Here is a 16,998-nt window from a genome sequence, read left to right as displayed (position 1 = left end):
CCGCCGCAGATCGTCGGCCGTGAAGTCCTCACGCAGCCGCACCGCAGATGACATGGCAAACCCTCCGGTTCACCTCATCGAATCAGATCCAGAGCCGCAACGATACCCCGTGAGTCAGCCTCACCGTCGATTGGTATTAGGAGAAAACTAAACTCGAATTTAGGCATCCACGCCCGCCCTCAGTTGCTCAGGGGGACGGAGCTGGGGCGGGCGTGGAGGTCGGCGACCCATCCCGAGCGCCGACGCCGGGCGGGAGCAAAAATCATGCATCCACGCCTGCCCTAGACAGCTGAGGGGCGTATCTGCGGGCAGGCGTGGCGGCCGACCGAAGCCGACTGATCCACGTTAGCAAGCCCGAAATGAGCCCAGTACCTACCTGTGATGCCCTCGTTCACGAAACCGTGACATCGACCTTGCGAAAGTCACTCGCGCATCCGGTTCGGGTGGAAGGCGGTGGTCGGAGGAGACCTAGGAGATCCAGCCGAGCACCGTCACCAAGCGGTCGGCCTGGGCCCGGGTCAGTCCGGACGCGACGGCCGCTCCGTTCCGGTAGACGCCGAACGAACCGTCGCCCGCCACACGGATCTTGATCGAGGCCATTCATACGCACTCCAGACCCGCCGAGGCGGCGCCGGAACGTAGCGGATGGGGGACCTCGATGTTGCCGGATTCCGCGGTTGTCGACAGGGGAATCTGTCGGGCCGTAGCCAACGAATGCAGCTCGCGCATCTCGTGTGAGCAAGTTGTAGGTTTTATTGTCGGTATGGCTGGGATGAAAACCGCTAACTCGTTGTCTAATAACGGTTTTGCGGGTTAATTGGCGGAGGGAGCGGGATTCGAACCCGCGATACCGTTTCCGGTATACACACTTTCCAGGCGTGCGCCTTCAACCACTCGGCCACCCCTCCGGCCGCGGACCGGGCGCCCGGGCGCGCAAGCGGGCTCCGGGCGCAGCCAGGGCCGCGCGGTGCCGTGCTGTTAGCCGGGTGTGCCGCCGGGCGCAAGGCGCAAGAGCATCATCCCGAAAGGTGGGTTCCGGCTTTCGGAAGACGATGAGGCAAAACCAGGAATCTGGAGCCTCGCCTCGGGTCCGGTTACAGGGGCGAGGCTCAAGCGCCGGGCGCCCCAAAAACCGCCCGGCCCGAGCTGTTCAGTCCTCCGCGTCGAGATGGAAGCGGACGGTCTCGACGTTCGCCCGCTCGAAGGCCTGCATCACGTGCTGGTACGAGCGCTCCATGGCGTTGTCGCCGTCGCCGGGGCTGTCCTTGGGCTTCAGCACGAACATCAGGAGCGAGCGCCCGGTCACTTCGTAGCCGCCGCCGAACGGGAAGCTCTCGACGTCCTGGCTGTCCGGCAGGTTGGTGTCGAGCAGCCGCGTCCAGGCCACGCCGCCGACCGACTCGGGCAGCGCGAACGTCACGAGGTCGTGGTGGGCGTTGAACATGATCAGCAAGGTCGCGTCGCCGCCGCGGCGGTGAAGCCCCGTCGCCTGGGCGCGGCCGTCGAGCTGGACCGCGAAGGCGCGGGCGCCGCCATCGGACCAGTTCTCGGGTGTCATCTCGCTCCCGTCGGGGCGCAGCCACGCCACGTCCTTGACGCCGAACTCCTCGTCGTACTGGCCGGTGAGGAACCGACCGCGGTTCAGGATCGGCAGGGCGTTGCGCAGGATGATCAGGCGCTGCGTGAACTCCGCGAGGTCCCGCTCCTCCTCCCCGATCGCGTCCCAGTCCAGCCAGGACACTTCGTTGTCTTGGCAATAGGCATTGTTGTTGCCGTTCTGGGTCCGGGCGAACTCGTCCCCCGCGAGCAGCATCGGCGTGCCGCGGGACAGGAACAGCGTCGCCAGCATGTTGCGCATCTGGCGCAGGCGCACCGCCCGGATCTCCGGATCCTCGGTCGGGCCCTCGACCCCATAATTGTACGAGAGGTTGTGCGAGTGGCCGTCGCGGTTGCCCTCGCCGTTCGCCTCGTTGTGCTTGTCGTTGTACGAGACCGTGTCGTGCAGGGTGAAGCCGTCATGCGCGGTGAGGAAGTTCACCGAGGCCCAGGGCCGGCGTCCGCGCTTGTTGAACTTGTCGGCCGAGCCGGCGATCCGAGCGGCCATGTCGGGCAAGAGGCCACCATCGCCTTTCCAGTAGGCGCGCACGTCGTCGCGGAACCGGTCGTTCCACTCGGCCCAGCCGGGCGGGAACCCGCCGACCTGATAGCCGCCGGGGCCGCAATCCCACGGCTCGGCGATGAGCTTGACGGCGTTGAGCACCGGGTCCTGGCGGCAGGTGTCGAGGAAGCCGCCGCCCTCGTCGAATCCGTAGGGCTCGCGGCCCAGGATCGTGGCCAGGTCGAAGCGGAACCCATCGACCTGCATCTCCTGCGCCCAGTAGCGCAGGGAATCGGTGACGAGCTGCAGCACCCGCGGATGCGACAGGTTGAAGGTGTTCCCGGTACCGGTATCGTTGATGTAGTAGCGCGGTTCGTTCGGCAGCAGCCGGTAGTACGAGGCGTTGTCGACGCCCTTGAACGACAGGGTCGGGCCCTTCTCGTTGCCCTCGGCGGTGTGGTTGTAGACCACGTCGAGGATCACCTCGAGGCCGGCGCCGTGGAAGCGCGAGACCATCTCCTTGAACTCGGAGAAGGCGAAGTCCGGCACCGCGGCGTAGCGCCGTGCGGGGGTGAAGAACGAGATCGTGTTGTAGCCCCAGTAATTTACCAGGTCTTTCTGTTCGAGATAATCGTCCTGCACGAAGGAGTGGATCGGCAGCAGCTCCACCGAGGTGACGCCGAGGCTCTTGATGTAGTCGAGCACATCCCGGGTTCCGAGGCCGGCATAGGTGCCGCGCAGCTTCTCGGGCACCCGCGGGTCGAGCTTGGTCATGCCCTTGACGTGGGCCTCGTAGAAGATGGTCTTGTCCCACGGGACGTGCGGCTTGCGGTGCCGACCCCAGGTGAAGGCCGGGTCGATCACCCGGGAGCGGCGGGTGTAGGGCGCGCTGTCGCGCTCATCGAAGGTCAGGTCGTCGCCCGTCTCCATCTGGTAGCCGAACAAGGCGGGGTTCCAGGTGATCGAGCCGACGAGACCCTTGGCGTAGGGGTCGATCAGCAGCTTGTTGTGATTGAACCGGTGGCCGGCCTTCGGCTCGTAGGGGCCATGGACCCGGTAGCCGTAGATCGTGCCGGGGCGGGCGTCCGGCAGATAGCCGTGCCAGATCTCGTCGGTGTACTCCGGCAGTTCGATCCGCTCGATCTCCCGTTCGCCCTGATCGTCGAACAGGCAGAGTTCGACCTTGGTGGCGTGGGCCGAGAACAGCGCGAAATTGACCCCGAGCCCGTCCCAGGTGGCGCCAAGCGGATAGGGTTGGCCCTCTTGGATGCGCGAGCGGGACTGCGACGAGGGACGTCGGGTATCAGACATGAACACTCCGGGATTCCACCCGCGCGGCCGGCGCCGCGGGGGGGATATACCGGGTGAACGTGCCGACCACGGCGAAGCTCCCCAGGGCTGGTAAAATTTGCTCAGGTGGCGGAGGGGGAACTGTTCGGTCTGTTCCCTCCGCTTGCCGGGGACTGACATCGGGTCGGGCGAAGATCCGCGCATCCGCTCGGAAAGATGCCGTGCCGACAACCGGGCGCACAATCATCACGCTCCGAATCGCGCCACCGGCGTGGGGCGCCTGACCTTACCCGAGCACACCGCCTCAGTTCGACGCCGCGGCCGTAAAGCTCCGGTCGACGGCCTGGCCGACATCGAGCCGCTTCGACAGGATGCCGTAACGCGTCGCCCGGTCCGAGGCCTCCTGGATCTCCTTCACGATGGCCGCGTCGATCACGATCGGGCTCGTCCGCTGCGCCGTGTAGGCCGAAAGCAGGACATCCTCGGGCAGCTTGGTCAGGCTGGCCGTGGTCCGGGCGTATTCGGCGAGGTGGTCCAGCGACCAGAGCCGTGCCTTGTTCAGGCGGTTCAGCAGATCCTGCACCGCGGCCCGCTTGGTGGCGATGGCGCTGTCCGAGGCGACGATGAAGGTGATGGTCGGGGTCAGGCTCGCGCCGTCGGCGATCGGGCGTGCCTTGTCCTTCAGGATCGCGAACGAGACGTAGGGCTCCCACACCGCCCAGGCATCGACCGAGCCGGCCATCAGCGCCACCTTGGCGTCGACGGGATTGAGCGGTGCGAAGGTCGCCGCCTCCGGCTTGATTCCGGCCTTCTCCAGCGTGGCGCTGATCAGGAACTGGCCCCAGCCGCCGCGCGTGCCGGCGAGCCGCTTACCAGTGAGATCGGCGGCCGAACGGATCGGCGAATCCTCACGGACCAGGATCGCCTGTGACCGCGCGTCCGACCGGGTGCCGCCGATCGCCTTGATCGGCGCGCCGGCCGCGTGGACCGTGAGGAACGAGAGATCGCCGGTATAGCCGACATCGAGGGCGCCGGCGTTCAGCGCCTCCAGGATCGGCGCCGCGGCGGGAAATTCCGACCACACGATCCGGTAGGGCAGATCCTGCGCGAGGCCGGCGATCTCGAGCAGAGCGCGGTTCCCGCCCTTCTGATCGCCGACGCGCAGGACCAAAGCATCGGCGGCGAATGCGGCGGCGGCCGACATCAGCGTCAAGCCGGCGGCGAGCAGGAAAGCCGCCATGACGCTGGCGGGGCGGGTGTGAGATCGGGTGCGCATGAGGCCAGCCGCGGTGTTGCGCCCGCACCGCGCGGGCTATTCGGGGGATGGCCAATCCTATGCTTGACCCGGAGAGGGTCAATAAAATGGATCTCTGTATTACCGCTGCGCCGGGCAAGAATATCCTGCCAGGGTGGGACCCACGAGAAGACGAAGGGTCCCGCGGTTGAGACGAGGCGCAGTCGGCGCGTCAGGTCCGTGGCGAAAAGGCCGTCGCCAGATAGGCCTGCACGAAGCCCGGCATGCGGGCCGGGTCGATCTCCGCCGCACTGCGCACGCTGTGCAGCCCGGCGAGTTCCGGCTCGGCCTCGCTCCCGAGATGATCCGTGATGCGCGCGGCGATCATTGCGGCTGGCTCCGGGAAGCGGACGGGGCGCAGGAAGGCGAGCTGGTTCTCGCCCTCGAGCATGATCCAGGCCGTATCGGCCTCCTCCGGCAGCGCGAGACCGGTCTCCTCGGCGAGTTCCCGGGCGGCGCTGCCGGCGAGGTCGACGCTGTCGCCGCGCACGTCGTCCGGGTCCGGGGTGCCGCAGGGGAAGTAGAGCTGGCCGGCATTGGCCGTGTGGGCGCCCATCTCGCCGAGCAGGATCGCGCCGTCGGCGGTCCAGGGGACGATCGCCGCGAAGGCGTTGCGGATCTGGGGATCGGCGTGCCGGATGTGCCGGTAGTAGGTGAAGCTGGAATAGCGCGTCGCGAACAGGTCGAGCCGCGCGATACGGTCCACGACTTCGTGGGCACAGCACAGCAGGACGGTGCCGTCGAACATCCCGGGGCTGCGGGCGATCCGGGCCTGCCAATGCGCCGCGATGGCGGCCTCGTGCGTCCGCGGAAACGCCCAGTCGTGATCCACGAACCGCGCCGTCACGTCGGCCAGCTTCGTGCTGCGGAACCCCTCAGACATGCAGGGTGCCGTCCGAGACGATCACGGCCGCGCCGCCGATCTCCACACCCTGCAGGGCGCCGGCCGCAATGGTGAGCTGGAGCGCGATCGCGCTCGGCCGGCCCATGGCCTGGCCCTGCCGGATCGCCACATCGTGAGTGCCGTCGCCCAGCGCCTCGTACTGCATCAGCACCCCCGCGAAGGCAGAGGCTGCCGCGCCGGTAGCCGGATCCTCCGGGACGCCGAGATCCGGCGCGAACATCCGCACGCGCCAGCTCTGGCCGGCCCCCTCGGGATCGGGCGTGTAGAGGTAGAGACCATCCCCCGGCTCCGGCGCCTGGGCCGGCCGGGCGCCGTCGAGGGCCGCCACGGAGGCGATGGGCACGCAGGTGAAGCGGGGGCCGACCCCGTGGCGGCTCGGCGCGTGCCGGCCGGTGCCGATATCGCCGGGTTCGAGGTCGAGAAGCGGCGCCAGGATCTCGGGCTCGGGCCCGGGTCCGAGGTAGTCTGGGAGGACCGGCAGCCGGAACCGCGCCCGGCCGCCGCTGCCGTCGGCCAGGGTCTCGACCACGCAAGGCACGATCCCAATCTCCTCCTCCAGGCCGAAGGCGCGGGCATCGCCCTGAGCGGGGTCCTGGAGCGCCAGCAGCAAAGCGGTGCCCACCGTCGGATGACCCGCGAAGGGCAGCTCCCGGCCCGGCGTGAAGATGCGCAGGCGCGCCCGGTGCCGGGAATCGGTGGGTGGCAGCACGAACACCGTCTCGGACAGGTTGAACTCCCGGGCGATGGCCTGCATGGCCTCCGTGTCGAGGTCCTCCGAATCGAGCACCACGGCGAGCGGATTGCCCGCGAGCCGGTGCTCGGTGAACACGTCGAGGGTGACGAAGCGGCGAGCCATAGGGGAGTGACCTTCCTGCTCACGCGAGCCCGGCGGCAAGAGAGCCGCGACTCGGTGGCGAACCACAAGATTGGTACACCGTGCGGCGTGTCCGATCGACCCGCCCGGAGGACAGGCGGCGCTCGGATCGGCTCTGTCACGGGGGGATCCATGGCCGACAAGCAGCACCGCTACGCCGTGACGGTGACCTGGACGGGCAATACCGGCACCGGGACCAGCAGCTATCGCGGCTACGACCGCGCCCACACCCTGTCGGCGCCGGGCATGCCACCGATCGCGGGCTCGTCCGATCCGGCCTTCCGCGGCGATCCCGCCTGCTGGAACCCCGAGGAATTGCTGCTGGCCTCGCTCGCGGCCTGCCACAAGCTCTGGTATCTCGGCCTGTGCGCGCAGGCCGGTATCGTGGTCACGGCCTACGAAGATGCCGCCGAGGGCTCCATGACCGAGGAGGCGGGCGGCGCGGGCCAGTTCACCGCGGTCACCCTGCGCCCCCGCGTGACGATCGTGGCCGGGTCGGACGCGGCGCGGGCCCTAGCGCTTCACCGCGAGGCCCACGCCTCCTGCTTCATCGCGCGGTCGGTGAATTTTTCGGTGACCGCCGAGCCGACGATCCTTCGTGCGGAGACCGGCGCGGCTTGAGCGTTCAGACGGCCTCGACCGGAAACCGCTCGCTCGGGGTCACGTATTCCTCCTGCGCCGCCACGGTCAGGATCTCGCGGGAGCCCGCCTCGGCGGTGCGTTTCAGGAGTCCGTAGACCGAGGCCGCCGCTGCCCCCAGGGCCGCCGCCGCCGAGCCGGTTCGGGCGTAGTGCACGAGGAACAGGGCCGCGATGCAGTCGCCCGCCCCGTTCACCTTGAGGGCGAGCCGCGGGGTGCGGACCCGGAACAGCTGCCCCTCCGCCCCGGCGAGCATGTCGATGCTGTCGGCCGGCGTGTCGGCGCAGAGCGCCGAGGTGACCAGCACGACCCGGGGTCCACGCCCCCGCAGCGCCGCGACCGCCGCTCCGGCTTCCGCGAGGGTGCCGCTCGGCAGGCCGGTGAGGAGGCCCAGCTCGAACTGGTTGGGGGTGAGGATGTCGGCCTGCGGCACCGCCTGCTCGCGCAGGAACGCCTCGATGCCCGGCCGTACGTAGACGCCCTCGTCGACGTCGCCGATCACCGGGTCGCAGCAGTAGAGTGCCCCGGGGTTGGCGGCCCGCACGGTGGCCACCGCCTCCACGATCGCGGCGCCGATCTCGGCCGAGCCCATGTAGCCCGACAGCACCGCGTCGCAGGTGGGAAACACCCTGCGCTCGCCGATGCCCTGCACCACCGCGCGGATCATCGCGGCGTCGAAGACCGGCCCGCGCCACGCGCCGTAGCCGGTGTGGTTGGAGAACTGCACCGTGTGGACCGGCCAGACCTCGACCCCGAGCCGCTGCATCGGGAACACCGCCGAGGCGTTGCCGACATGGCCGTAGGCAACGTGGGACTGGATCGACAGGACGTTCAACGCGGGTGATTCCCGGATCGTGGGGATGCCGAAGCTGTCGGCGATCCGGGGTGCGGGCGCAAGCGCGCGGGCGTCACCCGTTTCCCGGTCAATCGAAGCGGCTGCCGTTCCAGCGGACGAAGCCGCGCCGACCGCCATGGGCATACATGTGCACCTTCGGAATGCGCTCGGACCCCACGCTAAGGCCGGCGCCGAGCATCTCGTGCACTTTCCGGAGCAGCGGGCCGCGGCGCAGGTAGAACGTCACCGAACAGACCTGCATGCCGCAATTAATGCTGCGCGGCGATGGACCGGAGCAGCGTAACCCGTCATCGGCGATGATCAGATCCGGGACGCCGTCGCCGTCCAGGTCACGTTCGATGGCGCCGGACGCGTCCATCGTTCCGCGATGGCTCTCGCACCCCTCCGAGATGGCCTGCTGAATAAGGTAAGTCGCTGCCTTCGATTGCGCGCCGGCCGGCGATGCCGCCAGAATTGTCACGAACCACGCCCAAAACAGTCCTGTGCGGATCACGGGCGGCCTCATCGCGGATCACAACAGCGAACTTGTTTGATCGAGCAGGCCTTTTGCAAGGAATGACTGTCTCGATCGACGCGAGATCGGCATCTAAGACCTGCGGATGTCAGTCCCACACGCCGCCACCGGAATCGCATCGGCTGGCTCGGCCACTTCGGGGCGTAGACGAGCGATCCAGAGCGTCAGCCTTCGCCCACCAGCAGTTCCTCCACCACCCGCGGGTTTCGGTCGAGGAGCGCTAGCCGAACCCGGGCCGGCCCCTCCGGGTGCCGCCGACCCTGCTCCCAGGTGCGCAGGGTCGAGACCGCGATGCCGATGATTTGCGCGAAGCGGGCCTGCGAGGCCCCGGTGCGCCGTCGGATGGCGGCCACGTCGAGATCGGCACGCACGCGGGGGGTGTGCACTACGAGGCCGGGAACCGCCTCACCGCGGGCATGGGCCAGCGCTTCGTGCAAGCCCGCCATGACGGTTTCGAACGCTTCGTTTTCCATCGCTCCCTCGCCGGTCACCGTTTCCGGTCCGTGTTCCGAGCTTGCTTGAAAGCCTTGGTCAGACCGTACATGGCATTGACCTCGGCATCCGTGAAGTTCGCGCGCCGTCTTGCTCAGCACACCCAGCAGATAGGCGGGACTCTCATCGCCAAGATAGGCCACCATCACGCGGTAGCCGCTCGAACCGGCAGAGCGAATCTTTCGAACCCCACCCGGAGCCCTGAACCAGATCGCCGTCCTGGGGAGCCGAGGCAACTTGGTTCACGATGGCCGCACGCTCGTCATCCGACAGGCCGATCCGCTTGGCCGTCGTCAGAAAGGCGTTCGTTTCCACGACCGTATGGAGCGGCTTCTCAATAGCGCAAGGAATAAGCCAATGGCATAGGCCCGTCTATCACGGATCCCTGCAGCGCCGCGTGCGGCCCATCCCCACCCTTGCCGAGCCATCCCCCGCACCTCAGATGGGACCCACCCTCCCCGCGCCCCCCCCGAGCCCCATGGACATCGAAGCCTTGCGCACCACGGCCATCGCCTTCGTGGAGGCGCACAAGGCCTGGACGCCGCTGATCGCGGGCGGCCTCGCCTTCTGCGAGTCGATCGCGGTCCTGTCGCTGTTCGTGCCGGCGACCGTGATCCTGATCGCCATCGGCGCGCTGGTGGGGGGCGCCGACATCGCATTCTGGCCGGTGGTCCTGGGGGCCGCCGTCGGCGCCGCTTTGGGCGACTGGATCTCCTACGAGGCGGGGCACTGGCTCGGGCCGGGGGCGAAGACCAAGTGGCCGCTGCGGCGCTACCCCGAACTGACCGTCAAGGCCGAGGCCTTCATCGGCCGGTGGGGCATCGCCGCGGTGGCGCTCGGGCGGTTCTTCGGGCCGGCGCGGGCGCTGGTGCCGCTGCTCGCCGGGATCCTGGGCCTGTCGCGGCTGCCGTTCCAGGCGGCCAACATCGCCTCCGCGCTGGTCTGGGCCTTCGTGCTCCTGGCGCCCGGGGCCGGGCTGCTGACCTGGCTCGACCGATGATCCGGCGCGACCGCTGATGCGCCGGTTCCCGCCGGAGCGGATCGTCTGCCTCACCGAGGAGACCGTCGAAACCCTGTACCTGCTGGGCGAGGAGGACAGGATCGTCGGCGTCTCGGGCTACGCGGTGCGCCCGGCCCGGGTCCGGAAGGAGAAGCCCCGGGTCTCGGCTTTCACCAGCGCCGACATCCCAAAAATCCTGGCGCTGGCGCCGGACCTCGTCCTGGCCTTCTCGGACCTCCAGGCCGACATCGTCGCCGACCTCGCCCGCGCGGGCGTGGCGGTCCACCTGTTCAACCAGCGCGATCTGTCCGGATGCCTCGCCATGGTGCGGACGCTCGGGGCTCTCGTGGGCGTTCCCGAACGGGCCGAGACCCTGGCGGCCGGCTTCGAGGCGCGACTCGCGGAGGCGGCGCGCGCTGTGCAGGATCGGCCAAAGCTGCGGGTCTATTTCGAGGAATGGGACGCGCCGATGATCTCCGGCATCGGCTGGGTCTCGGACCTGATCGCCCAGGCTGGCGGCCAGGACGTTTTTCCGGAGCTGAGCCGTCAGGCGGCCGCGAAGGACCGGATCGTTTCGCCCGAGCAGGTGGTCGCGGCCGCGCCCGAGGTGATCCTTGCCTCGTGGTGCGGGAAGCGGGTCAACATCGACCGGATCCGGGCGCGGCCGGGCTTTGCCGCGATCCCGGCGGTGCGGGACGGACGCATCCACGAGATCAAGTCGCCGCTGATCCTGCAGCCCGGCCCGGCCGCGCTCACCGACGGGTTCGACGCGATCCGGGCCTGCCTCGCATGACTCCCGCGGGGTGACCCGCCGGGTGGGGTGATCCCGCGTCGCAGGTGACGGATGGCCTCCGGATCGGCAGGATGTGCCGATTCGGTACAGGTGCATCCCCCGCGATTGATGTCCGCTTCCCTCGGCCTTCCCGACTCCGCCCCCGCGGTCGTCGATGCGTTCCTGCCGCCCGACCGGCGGCAATCGCCCACGGCCCTGCGGATCCAGCGGGGCGTGCGCCGGCTGTTCTCCGAGATGGGCTGCGTCACGCTGCCGGAATTCTCCCTCGTGAACGGCCGCCGGGCCGACGTGATCGCGCTCTGCGGGGCGGGCAAGCTCACGATCGTGGAGATCAAGTCGAGCGTCGCCGACTTCCGCGCCGACCGGAAATGGCCGAATTACCGGGATTTCTGCGACCGGTTCTTCTTCGCGATCCCCGAAGACGTGCCGGAATCGCTGATCCCGGAGGAATGCGGCCTGATCGTCGCCGACGCCTACGGCGCCGGGATCCTGCGGGAGCCGCCGGAGCACCCGCTGAGCGGCGCCCGCCGCAAGGCCGTGACGCTGCGCTTCGCCCACAGCGCCGCGCGCATCCTCCACGCGCTGGCCGATCCGGGCGCGGTGCGGGAAGGTGCGCTGTAGGCTACACGCTCCGGTCCGATTCACGTCGAGGCGGGTGACATGAATGGCGATGTTACAGTGCATCTGCCGCATTCGCTGACGGATGCGGCCGAACGGATCGCGCGGGAGGGCGGAACGACGCTCGCCGCGTTCGTTGCGTCTGCTGTTGCCGAGAAGCTTTCGGCGATTCAATCGGCTGCGCTCCTTGCTGAACGTGGTCGACGCGCGGATTTGGAGGCCTTCGATCGCTTCATGAGCCGGCCGAACGGCTTTCCCCCAGCTCTCGATGATCGTCTGAACGACTGACGAGCCACCGTGGGACGGGCATCCGCGGTGAATTCGGACGCCGAGACTGGCGGCTCATCTCACAGGTACGGCCGGCGATGGACGTTGGGATCCGGGCTGGTGCGTCTGCGGTGGTATTCCACCGAGGATTGAAATCTGACTAGAACGGCTGCGCTTCCCTTAAATCCAGCGCCGAGCCCGATTGATCGATGACCTCCGTCGCCCTGTTCGAGCTGATCCTCGGCCTCCTCGGTGCGGCCCTGCTGCTGTCGCTTGTGGCGGGGCGGCTGGGCTTTCCGCCCGCCGCCGCCCTCGTGCTCGGCGGTATGGCGCTGGCCGTGGCGCCGGGCCTGCCGGCCTTCGATCTCGATCCGGACCTGATCATGGTCCTGTTCCTGCCGCCGCTCCTGCTCGAATCGGCCTACTTCACCGTCTGGCGCGACTTCCGGGCGAGTCTCGGCCCGATCCTGTCCCTGTCGCTCGGCGCCGTGGTGTTCACGACCCTGGTGGTCGGCCTCGTCGCCCACGCGGTTGTGCCGGCCCTGCCCTGGGCGGCCTGCTTCGCGCTCGGCGCAATCGTGTCGCCGCCGGATGCGGTCGCCGCCAAGGCGGTGCTCGCCCGGGTCGCCCTGCCCCGGCGGATGATCACGGTGCTGGAGGGCGAGAGCCTGGTGAATGACGCGTCCGGCCTCGTGCTCTACCGGCTCGCCGTGGCGGCGGCGCTGACCGGCAGCTTCAGCGCGTGGTCGGCGGCCGGCAGCTTCGCGTGGCTCGCGGTAGCGGGCGTCGCGATGGGGCTCGTCTGCGGCTTGGCGGTGAACACCCTTGTGCGGCGGCTGCACGATGCCAACGCCATCACGGTGCTGAGCTTCCTGGCCTCCTACGCCGCCTATCTCGCGGCCGAGGAGGTCCATGCCTCCGGGGTGCTCGCCGTGGTGGCCTGCGGCCTGATGATGGGCGGGCGGGAACACGAGACCTTCGACGCCCAGGCGCGCCGTCACGCCGTGGCGGTGTGGCAATTCGTGGTCTTCGTGCTGGAGGCGCTGGTCTTCGTGCTGATCGGGCTGGCGCTCCGTGGCGTGCTCGCTCGGACAGGCGGTGAGTTTGGTTCGCTCGCGGCGGGGCTGCCCCTGGCGCTCGCCGTCACGGCGGCCTGCGTGGTCGCACGTCTGGTCTGGGTGTTTCCCGCCGTCTACCTCCGGCGGACCCTGTCGGCGCGAGTGCGCGCGGAGGAGCCGCCGCCGAACCCGGCGGTGCCGCTGATCGTCGGCTGGGCCGGGATGCGCGGGGTGGTGACGCTGGCGGCCGCCCTGGCGCTGCCAGTGGATTTCCCGGGCCGCGACGCGATCCTGCTGGCAGCCTTCGTGGTGATCCTGTTCACGGTGCTGGTCCAGGGGACGACGCTGGGATCGCTGATCCGCCGGCTGCGGCTCGATCCCACCACGGATCTGCCCGACGGCCATCTCGACGCGCCCATGGCCCGGGTGGTGGTCAACGAGGCGGGCCTCGCCGCGCTCGAGGGATTGGTGTTTCCTGAAACCGGGTCACCGCAGCATCCGCGGCTTGTGGAGGAATACCGCCGCCGGGTCCGGGCCACCGCCCGGGACCGCGACGAGCGGAAAGCCCTCGCGGCCGAGAAGACCGAGCACTTCGCCGCCGCACTGCTCGCCGTGCATTCGGGCCGGTCGGCGCTGATCGACCTGCACCGGCAGAACCGAATCCACAGTTCGGTGCTGCGTCAGCTCGAGACGGAGATCGATCTGGAGGAACTCCACCTCAAGCGCTTGGCCGGAACCGCGCCGGCCCACGGCTGAGTCTGCTGTCTGCCCTCAGTGAGCGGCGCAGCCATCCGCCGGCTGGCCGTAGCCGCTGTAGACCACCCGCACCTTGCGGGCGCAGCCCGCCTCGGCCTTCGGCGCGAGAGTCACCGGGGAGACCTCCACCGGCTCGACCCGCAGGGTCGCGGCGATCGGCTGGTCCTCGGCGGTCGCGAGCGCGCGGCTGGCGCTCATCACGAACGGCGTGGCAACCAGAGACGAGACGGCAAGCGCGGCCAGGACGGCGATGTTCTTGCGGCCGAAAGTGTTAACGGTGCGGGTGGTGCGCATGGCTGGTCGTCCGACGTATTCCGTTCGGCAGCGCTGAGGTGCCGAGATCCCCTTTTGCGCTGATAACTTGGCCGTCAGCTCGGCGGTTCCGGGTTATTGCCCAAAAACCGCCACGCTTGGGTGTCGCCGCGCACGTCGGTGCAGATGTCAGAACAGCTTGCGGTACTGCACGAAGCCGGACTTCTCGGCGATGCGATCGTAGAGTTGCATCGCGTCCGCGTTGGTCTCGTGCGTCAGCCAATGGACGCGCGCGCATCCGGCGGCCTTCGCGGCCGCGTAGACGTGCTCGATCAGCCGCCGGCCGATCCCGAGGCCGCGGGTCCCGTCCGCCACGAACAGGTCCTGAAGGTAGCAATAATCGCCGACCGTCCAGGCCGAGCGATGACGGATGTGATGGACGAGACCGACCGCCTCGGCGCCGCGCCACGCCAGGGCGCCGTCGACCGGCTCGGCTGGATCGTTGAGGCGGGCCCAGGTCGTGTCGGTGACCGCCTCGGAGAGGTCGACCTTGTAGAAGGCCTGATAGCCGCGCCAGAGCGGCAGCCACGCCGCCCGGTCGCCGGGGCCGATCGGGCGGATCGTGAGGGCGGTCGTATCGGCGTCCATGGTGTCCTCCGGGTGCAGATCTGCGGGATCGGATCACCATCCGGCCCGGACGCGCAAGCCGGGCGGTCTTGCATTGGTCACCTTGCACCTGTCGCCTTGCACCCCCGCCCGCCCGCACCTAAACCGGCCCGCCGGCGGTCCGAGCCGCCGCACGAGCCCGAGCCTTCGCCCCCATGTCCGAAAAAAAATCCTTCCAGGGTCTGATCCTGACGCTTCAGGAATTCTGGGCGGCGCAGGGCTGCGTGATTCTCCAGCCCTACGACATGGAGGTCGGCGCCGGCACGTTCCATCCGGCCACGACCCTGCGGGCGCTCGGCCCGAAGCCGTGGAAGGCGGCCTATGTCCAGCCGTCGCGCCGGCCCAAGGACGGCCGCTACGGCGAGAACCCCAACCGGCTCCAGCACTATTACCAATTCCAGGTGATCCTGAAGCCGAACCCGCCCAACCTGCAGGAGCTCTACCTCGCCTCGCTCAGGGCCATCGGGGTCGACCTGACGCTCCACGACATCCGCTTCGTCGAGGACGATTGGGAGAGCCCGACGCTCGGCGCCTGGGGCCTCGGCTGGGAGTGCTGGTGCGACGGGATGGAGGTCAGCCAGTTCACCTATTTCCAGCAGGTCGCGGGCTTCGAGTGCGCGCCGGTGGCGGGCGAGTTGACCTACGGGCTGGAGCGGCTCGCCATGTACGTCCAGGGCGTCGAGAACGTCTACGATCTCGATTTCAACGGCGCCGAGGGCCCGGACCGGGTCACCTACGGCGACGTGTTTCTGCAGGCCGAGCAGGAATATTCCCGCCACAATTTCGAGGCGGCCGACACCGCCATGCTGTTCCGGCAATTCACCGACGCCGAGGCTGCCTGCCGGACCTATCTCGATGCGGGCGAACCGGAGGCCGGCGCCAACAGCCCGCGCCACCGCATGGCGCAGCCGGCCTACGACCAGTGCATCAAGGCGAGCCACGTCTTCAACCTGCTCGACGCGCGGGGCGTGATCTCGGTGACCGAACGCCAGAGCTACATCCTACGGGTCCGGGAACTGGCCAAGGCCTGCGGCGCGGCGTGGTTGAGGACGGCCGCCGGGGGCGCGTGAGGCGGCGCGGCCTACAGCGGATAGGCCGTGCAGAAGTATCGGCGCGGGTCGTCGGGCTTCGATTGCCAGACGGAGCGAAACAGCGGATTGCTGCCGTCGGGGGTCTCGAGGGGACCCTCGTAGACGTATTTGCGTCCGTAGGCGTCATCGACCTCTCGCACCAGCTGGCTCGGGCGCGCATGGCTGAACAGGGCAGCAATGAGCAGGAACCGCTGGCTTGCGTGAAGCCGCAAGCCAGCAGAACACGGGCCTTGTGACGGCCTTTTCGGTGATCGAGATTGAGCAGGTAGCCGTGGATCTTGGACTCGGCGATTGTCAGATCGGGAGTCCAGTCGCCGTGATCGTCAGTCACCTGCGTCAGATCGCACGCAGGGCGTCCGCCTGAACCGTCGCGTTGCCGACGACCGGCTCATCGAACTCGACCTCGTAGGCCTCGCCGTCGCCCCAGACACCGACAATGGTGCCTTCCGCCCCTGCAGGAACCGTCACGCCGTCATCGGTCACCACGTCCCGCAGCAGTGCGACCACGCTCAACTCGGCGAGGCCCTGTGGCTGCGTGACTGGCGCACGCGACTGATACAGCGTGTCGAACGACATGCTGTATCATGTGCGCACCGTCGGCGCTCGCGCAAGACCGATCCGGTTCGCCGCTGCGTCCCGGTGGAGCCCCTGGCGCCCTCGCGCGTTGCAACCCCCGCCAACCGGCGCGCTCCGGCGCGTCCGCAGACGCGGGAAACACCTGATGAAGAAGACCCTCCTCGCCCTCAGCCTCCTCGGATTCGGCCTCGCCCCCGCGCTGGCGGCCGATCCCGGCCCGGAGGCCGTGGTGAAGAAGCTCTACGCCGAGCCGCACCCGAATCACTCCGCGGTCTACTCGAAGCGCCTCCAGGGCCTGTTCGACGCCGACGCCAAGCAGGCCAACGGCGCCACCGGTAACCTGGATTTCGACTTTCGCCTCAACGGCGAGCCCCTGAAGCCCGACACGGTGAAGAACCTCACCTTCAAGGAGGCCACGGAGGGCAAGGACCAAGCGAAGGTCACGGTGGAGCGCAAGGGCGGCGACGGCTCCAAGGCGATCGTCTACGATCTCGTGCGCGAGGATGGCGGCTGGAAGGTCTCCGACGCTCACGCGATCGGCGACCGCAAGTGGCAGCTCTCGACCATCCTCAAGGGCGAGGCGCGCTGAGGCGGATCCCCGGCCCTCGACAGGGGTGCAACGCGGCGATATGGCCGCGCCATGCCCGACCTCCTGCTCGAACTCCGCTCGGAAGAGATCCCCGCCCGCATGCAGCGGCGCGCGGCTGAGGATCTCAAGAAGCTCGTCACCGACGCATTGGTGGCGCGCGGCTTCCTGTACGAGGGCGCCAAGGCGTTCTCGACCCCACGCCGGCTCGCCCTCCACATCGCCGGCCTGCCCGCCCGGGGCGAGGCGGTGCGCGAGGAGCGCCGGGGCCCGCGGGTCGGCGCACCCGAGGCGGCGGTCCAAGGCTTCCTGAAGGGCGCGGGGCTGGCGAGCCTCGATCAGGCCACGACGGTTACCGATCCCAAGAAGGGCGA

At 68.9% G+C, this 16,998-nt stretch carries 21 protein-coding genes, 1 tRNA gene and 1 pseudogene; 9 read left to right on the top strand and 14 right to left on the bottom strand.

The genetic code is table 11. From position 1 onward, the window contains the following. Window positions 1-468: 468 nt before the first annotated feature. From MKK84_RS35595 to MKK84_RS31925, 6 genes are all read right to left on the bottom strand, one after another. On the bottom strand, window positions 469-600 hold the full coding sequence (locus MKK84_RS35595; protein ID WP_267423159.1) for a hypothetical protein: 132 nt from the start codon (window positions 598-600) through the stop codon (window positions 469-471). Between the two features lie 218 nt (window positions 601-818). Beyond that, window positions 819-908 (bottom strand) — tRNA-Ser (locus tag MKK84_RS31945). Between the two features lie 242 nt (window positions 909-1,150). Further along, window positions 1,151-3,409, bottom strand: a complete 2,259-nt coding sequence (gene glgX / locus MKK84_RS31940) for a glycogen debranching protein GlgX (RefSeq protein ID WP_243926514.1) — start codon at window positions 3,407-3,409, stop codon at window positions 1,151-1,153. A gap of 283 nt (window positions 3,410-3,692) precedes the next feature. Then, on the bottom strand, window positions 3,693-4,664 hold the full coding sequence (locus tag MKK84_RS31935; RefSeq protein WP_243926513.1) for an ABC transporter substrate-binding protein: 972 nt from the start codon (window positions 4,662-4,664) through the stop codon (window positions 3,693-3,695). A 190-nt stretch (window positions 4,665-4,854) separates the two neighbouring features. Continuing rightward, window positions 4,855-5,565 (bottom strand): NUDIX hydrolase, encoded by a 711-nt coding sequence (locus tag MKK84_RS31930; RefSeq protein ID WP_243926512.1) that lies wholly within the window; start codon window positions 5,563-5,565, stop codon window positions 4,855-4,857. Next, on the bottom strand, window positions 5,558-6,442 hold the full coding sequence (locus tag MKK84_RS31925) for a PhzF family phenazine biosynthesis protein (RefSeq protein WP_243926510.1): 885 nt from the start codon (window positions 6,440-6,442) through the stop codon (window positions 5,558-5,560). The genes MKK84_RS31930 and MKK84_RS31925 overlap by 8 nt, the downstream gene beginning before the upstream one ends. Before the next feature lie 150 nt (window positions 6,443-6,592). Here MKK84_RS31925 and MKK84_RS31920 point away from each other — a divergent pair, with 150 nt between their 5' ends. Further along, window positions 6,593-7,081 (top strand): OsmC family protein, encoded by a 489-nt coding sequence (locus MKK84_RS31920; protein ID WP_243926508.1) that lies wholly within the window; start codon window positions 6,593-6,595, stop codon window positions 7,079-7,081. A 4-nt stretch (window positions 7,082-7,085) separates the two neighbouring features. Here the strand turns inward: MKK84_RS31920 and pdxY are convergent, their stop codons facing one another. The 3 genes from pdxY to MKK84_RS31905 form a co-directional block, all read right to left on the bottom strand. Further along, window positions 7,086-7,934: a pyridoxal kinase PdxY gene (gene pdxY / locus MKK84_RS31915; RefSeq protein ID WP_243926516.1), complete on the bottom strand. Its 849-nt coding sequence runs from the start codon at window positions 7,932-7,934 to the stop codon at window positions 7,086-7,088. An 88-nt stretch (window positions 7,935-8,022) separates the two neighbouring features. After that, window positions 8,023-8,448 (bottom strand): hypothetical protein, encoded by a 426-nt coding sequence (locus tag MKK84_RS31910; protein ID WP_243926506.1) that lies wholly within the window; start codon window positions 8,446-8,448, stop codon window positions 8,023-8,025. Between the two features lie 185 nt (window positions 8,449-8,633). Next, complete coding sequence (locus tag MKK84_RS31905) at window positions 8,634-8,942, bottom strand: helix-turn-helix domain-containing protein (RefSeq protein ID WP_243926504.1); 309 nt, start codon at window positions 8,940-8,942, stop codon at window positions 8,634-8,636. 497 nt (window positions 8,943-9,439) lie between these two features. Between MKK84_RS31905 and MKK84_RS31900 the strand changes: the two genes are divergently transcribed. From MKK84_RS31900 to MKK84_RS31880, 5 genes are all read left to right on the top strand, one after another. Then, window positions 9,440-9,961 carry a DedA family protein gene (locus tag MKK84_RS31900; RefSeq protein WP_243926502.1) on the top strand — a complete coding sequence of 174 codons (522 nt, stop codon included), beginning with the start codon at window positions 9,440-9,442 and terminating at the stop codon, window positions 9,959-9,961. 16 nt (window positions 9,962-9,977) lie between these two features. After that, window positions 9,978-10,754 (top strand): cobalamin-binding protein, encoded by a 777-nt coding sequence (locus tag MKK84_RS31895; RefSeq protein ID WP_243926500.1) that lies wholly within the window; start codon window positions 9,978-9,980, stop codon window positions 10,752-10,754. Window positions 10,755-10,862: 108 nt separating this feature from the next. Then, window positions 10,863-11,375 carry an MmcB family DNA repair protein gene (locus MKK84_RS31890; protein ID WP_243926498.1) on the top strand — a complete coding sequence of 171 codons (513 nt, stop codon included), beginning with the start codon at window positions 10,863-10,865 and terminating at the stop codon, window positions 11,373-11,375. Window positions 11,376-11,414: 39 nt separating this feature from the next. Further along, window positions 11,415-11,660: a toxin-antitoxin system HicB family antitoxin gene (locus MKK84_RS31885; RefSeq protein ID WP_243926496.1), complete on the top strand. Its 246-nt coding sequence runs from the start codon at window positions 11,415-11,417 to the stop codon at window positions 11,658-11,660. Window positions 11,661-11,848: 188 nt separating this feature from the next. Further along, window positions 11,849-13,453: a Na+/H+ antiporter gene (locus MKK84_RS31880; protein WP_243926494.1), complete on the top strand. Its 1,605-nt coding sequence runs from the start codon at window positions 11,849-11,851 to the stop codon at window positions 13,451-13,453. Between the two features lie 15 nt (window positions 13,454-13,468). On the opposite strand, the gene MKK84_RS31875 is transcribed toward MKK84_RS31880, so the two are convergent. Further along, window positions 13,469-13,747 (bottom strand): hypothetical protein, encoded by a 279-nt coding sequence (locus tag MKK84_RS31875; RefSeq protein WP_243926492.1) that lies wholly within the window; start codon window positions 13,745-13,747, stop codon window positions 13,469-13,471. A 147-nt stretch (window positions 13,748-13,894) separates the two neighbouring features. Continuing rightward, window positions 13,895-14,353 (bottom strand): GNAT family N-acetyltransferase, encoded by a 459-nt coding sequence (locus MKK84_RS31870; protein ID WP_243926490.1) that lies wholly within the window; start codon window positions 14,351-14,353, stop codon window positions 13,895-13,897. A gap of 173 nt (window positions 14,354-14,526) precedes the next feature. Here MKK84_RS31870 and MKK84_RS31865 point away from each other — a divergent pair, with 173 nt between their 5' ends. Beyond that, window positions 14,527-15,441 (top strand): glycine--tRNA ligase subunit alpha, encoded by a 915-nt coding sequence (locus MKK84_RS31865; RefSeq protein ID WP_243926488.1) that lies wholly within the window; start codon window positions 14,527-14,529, stop codon window positions 15,439-15,441. Window positions 15,442-15,452: 11 nt separating this feature from the next. Here MKK84_RS31865 and MKK84_RS31860 read toward each other — a convergent pair whose 3' ends face one another. The 3 genes and pseudogenes from MKK84_RS31860 to MKK84_RS31855 all read right to left on the bottom strand — a co-directional run bounded on the left by MKK84_RS31860 (window position 15,453) and on the right by MKK84_RS31855 (window position 16,038). Then, window positions 15,453-15,674 (bottom strand): DUF6883 domain-containing protein, encoded by a 222-nt coding sequence (locus tag MKK84_RS31860; RefSeq protein ID WP_409566568.1) that lies wholly within the window; start codon window positions 15,672-15,674, stop codon window positions 15,453-15,455. Further along, window positions 15,665-15,793: pseudogene (locus MKK84_RS36030) on the bottom strand (DUF6883 domain-containing protein); the annotation flags it as partial. The gene MKK84_RS31860 and the pseudogene MKK84_RS36030, both read right to left, overlap by 10 nt. 5 nt (window positions 15,794-15,798) lie before the next feature. Next, the gene (locus MKK84_RS31855) at window positions 15,799-16,038 is read right to left on the bottom strand and encodes a DUF4926 domain-containing protein (RefSeq protein ID WP_243926484.1); all 240 of its coding nucleotides are present in this window, start codon (window positions 16,036-16,038) and stop codon (window positions 15,799-15,801) included. Window positions 16,039-16,183: 145 nt separating this feature from the next. Between MKK84_RS31855 and MKK84_RS31850 the strand changes: the two genes are divergently transcribed. Continuing rightward, window positions 16,184-16,627 (top strand): YbjP/YqhG family protein, encoded by a 444-nt coding sequence (locus tag MKK84_RS31850; RefSeq protein WP_243926482.1) that lies wholly within the window; start codon window positions 16,184-16,186, stop codon window positions 16,625-16,627. A gap of 51 nt (window positions 16,628-16,678) precedes the next feature. Beyond that, window positions 16,679-16,998 (top strand): glycine--tRNA ligase subunit beta (locus tag MKK84_RS31845; RefSeq protein ID WP_243926480.1); only part of this gene is annotated, 320 nt, incomplete at its 3' end.

The organism is Methylobacterium sp. E-065, from assembly GCF_022829605.1.
Taxonomy (GTDB): Bacteria; Pseudomonadota; Alphaproteobacteria; order Rhizobiales; family Beijerinckiaceae; genus Methylobacterium.
Note: the sequence above shows the minus strand (reverse complement) of the source record. Positions and strands in the feature narration are given on the sequence as shown.